At 70.8% G+C, this 3,366-nt stretch carries 1 protein-coding gene; it reads right to left on the bottom strand.

The window, feature by feature from the left end; genetic code table 11:
• A partial coding sequence (locus tag A9G05_RS26095; RefSeq protein ID WP_256548491.1) for a condensation domain-containing protein occupies nt 1-3,366 on the bottom strand: 3,366 nt, incomplete at both ends.

Raw genomic sequence — 3,366 nt, 5'->3', positions numbered from 1 at the left:
CGTTCCACTGCTCCACCACCCGGCGGTGGTCGTCCTCCTCCAGCAGGCGCAATTCGCCCAATGCACGCTGCGGCTGCGCCATGAACTGCAGCAGCAGGTGTACCAGTTGACCGGCGATGCGGCGGATGCTCGGTTCGGCGAAGTCCGCGGTCAGGTAATTGAAGGCCAGCTCCAGCTCCTCGCCCACCTGGGCGATCAGGGTCAGGGCGTAGCCGCTCTGCTCGCTGTAGCCGAGGTTGCTGAAGCCCAGCCCGCCTGGTGCCGCTTCCAGGGCTTCGGAAACCGGGTAGTTCTCGAACACCAGCAGGGTGTCGAACAGCGCTTCGCCGTTGCGGCCGGCCAGGCGCTGCACGTCCGCCAGGGGCATGTGCTCGTGGTCGCGCAGGGCCAGGTTCTGCGCCTGCACGGCCTGGGCCCACTGGGCGACGCTGAGGGCACCGTCCGGGGTGGCGATCACCGGCAGGGTGTTGATGAACAGCCCAAGCTGCTGCTCGATGCCCGGCAGCTCCACCGGACGCCCGGACACCGTGGCGCCGAAGGCCACGCTGCGCTGGCCGCTGTAGCGCTGCAGCAGGAGCAGCCAGGCCGACTGCACCAGGGTGTTGAGGGTGACCTGCTGCTGGCGGGCGAAGGCCTGCAGGCGGCGGGTCTGCCCGGCGTCCAGGCGTGCGCTGTGCAGCGCTTGCCCCGGCTCGGGGTGGGCCACGCGGCCACAGGCCAGGGCCAGGCGGGTCGGTTCTTCCAGCGGCGCCAACTGCTCCAGCCAGAAGCGTTCGCTGGCGGCCCTGTCCTGGCGCTGCAGCCAGGCGAGGTAGTCCTGGTAGCGCCCTTCCGGTGCGGCGACGTCCTGCCCGGCATAGGCCTGCAGCACCTCACCCAGCAGGCGCGAGTTGCTCCAGCCGTCCATGAGGATGTGGTGGCTGGTGTAGATCAGGTGGTGGCTGTCGTCGCCGGTGCGCAGCAGGCACAGCCTCAGCAGCGGCGGCCTTGCCAGATCGAAGCCACGGTCCAGCTCGTGGGCGGCACGCGCGTCCAGGGCGGTGGCGTCGGCACCCTCCTCCACCCGGATTTCCAGGGTCGCCTGGCGGTGGATCACCTGGCGCGGCGCGTCCAGCCCCGCGTCCCAGATGAAGCCGGCGCGCAGCAGCTCGTGGCGGTCGACCGCCTGCTGCCAGGCACGGGAGAACCGCGCCACGTCAAGGCCACGGATATCCAGGCGCATCTGGTTGACGTAGGTGCGCCCGTTGGCCTCGTACAGGCTGTGGAACAGCATGCCCTGCTGCATGGGCGACAGCGGGTAGAGGGTGGCGACTTCGCGGGCCGGCAGCGCCAGCGCGTCCAGTTGGGCCTGGTCGAGCCCGGCCAGGGGCACATCGCTGGGGGTCAGGCCGGCGTTGCGCGTGTCGCAGCAGTGTTCGATCAGCGCCTCCAGCGCCTGCTGGTAGGCCTCTGCCAGGCGGGTGATGGTGGCCTCGGCGAACACCTCGCCGCTGAAGGTCCAGTTCAGGCTCAGCTCGCCGCCGAACACCTGGCCATCGACGCTGAGCCAGTTGCCCAGGGGCGCCTGCGGGTCCTGCCCGGCGCCACGGCCCTCCTCGGCCGGCACCCAGAGCGCGCCCTCGGCGAAGTCGCCGTCGAACTGGCCCAGGTAGTTGAAGGTGATGCGCGGCTGCGGCAGGCCGGCGAGCGCGGCACGGGCCTCGTCGCTGCCCAGGTGGCGCAGCAGGCCGTGGCCCAGGCCCTTGTCCGGGGTGGCGCGCAGTTGCTCCTTGATCTGCTTGATGGCGGTGCCGATGTCGGCAGCCGGTTCCAGGCGCACCGGGAACAGGCTGGTGAACCAGCCGACGGTGCGCGACAGGTCGATGTCGTCGAACAGGTCCTCGCGGCCGTGGCCTTCCAGCTGCACCAGCGCCGAGGCCTCGCCCGTCCAGGCGCAGACGGCCTGGGCCAGGGCGGTCAGCAGCAGGTCGTTGACCTGGGTGCGGTACGCGGCCGGTGCGTCCTGCAGCAGTTGCCGGGTGCGGGTGGCGTCCAGGCGGGTGGCGACGCTGCGGGCATGGCGGTTGTCCAGGGCGCCCGCCGGGTTGTCGCGCGGCAGGTCCGCCGGCGCGCCCTGCAGCACCTGCTGCCAGTAGCCGAGCTGATCGGTCATCGCCCCGGAACGGGCGTGGGCGCCGAGGCGTTCGCCCCAGGCCTTGAAGGACGAGGTCTTGGCCGGCAGTCGCGGCGTTTCGCCGGCCTGCAGTTGGCGGTACGCGGTCTGCAGGTCTTCCAGCAGGATGCGCCAGGAGACGCCGTCCACCACCAGGTGATGGATCGCCAGCAACAGCCGCTGCCCGCCGTCGGGCAGTTCGATCAGGGCCAGGCGCAGCATGGGGCCGGCAGCCAGGTCGAGGCTGCGCTGCACCTCGCTGCAGAAGGCCGGCAGTGCATCGAGGCTGTCCAGTTGGCCGCACCAGAGCAGTTCATCGGCGGCGACCGCCTCGGCATGGGCCTGCACCCAAGCCCCTTCGACCTGGCGATAGCGCAGGCGCAGGGCATCGTGGTGCTGCAGCAACTGGGCCAGGGCGCCAGTCAGCAGCACGGCGTCCAGCGGCTCGCTCGGTGCCAGCAGCAGGGACTGGTTCCAGTGGTGGCGGTTGGGGATATCGGTGGCGAAGAACGCCTGCTGGATCGGCAGCAGCGGCGCCTCGCCGGTCACCGGCCCCTGGTCCACCTGCAGCGCTTCGCTCAACTGCGCCACGGTGGCCAGGCGGCGGATGCTCTGGTGCTGGAACAGGTCGCGCGGGGCGATGCGGATGCCCGCCTGGCGCGCGCGGCTGACGATCTGGATGGAGATGATGGAATCCCCGCCCAGTTCGAAGAAGTTGTCGTCCACGCCCACCTGCTCCAGGCGCAGCACGTCCTGCCAGATCAGCGCCAGGCGCTGCTCCAGTTCGTTGCGCGGTGCCTGGTACTCGCTTCGGGCCTGGGCCGGGTCGGGCTTGGGCAGGGCCTTGCGGTCCAGCTTGCCGTTGGGCGAGATCGGCATGCGCTCCAGCAGCACCCACTGCGCCGGCACCATGTAGTCCGGCAGCACCTCCAGCAGGCGTGCCTTGATGCCTTGCAGGTAGCCGCCCTGGATTTCTGCCTCGGCACGGGCCAGGGACTCCGGCTCCGGCACCAGGTAGGCCAGCAGTTGCTTGCCGCTGGGGCCGTCGGCGGCCACTACCACGGCTTCGCGCACGGCGTCCTGCTCCTGCAGGCGGGCTTCGATCTCGCCCAGTTCGATGCGCAGGCCACGGATCTTCACCTGGTGGTCGATGCGCCCGGCGTATTCGATCACCCCGTCCTCGCGCTGGCGTGCCAGGTCGCCAGTGCGGTACA

Origin of the sequence: Pseudomonas sp. ENNP23 (assembly GCF_001728945.1) — a bacterium.
Lineage (GTDB): Bacteria > Pseudomonadota > Gammaproteobacteria > Pseudomonadales > Pseudomonadaceae > Metapseudomonas > Metapseudomonas otitidis.
The sequence above is the reverse complement of the archived record's forward strand: the minus strand, read 5'-3'. Positions and strand labels throughout refer to the sequence as shown.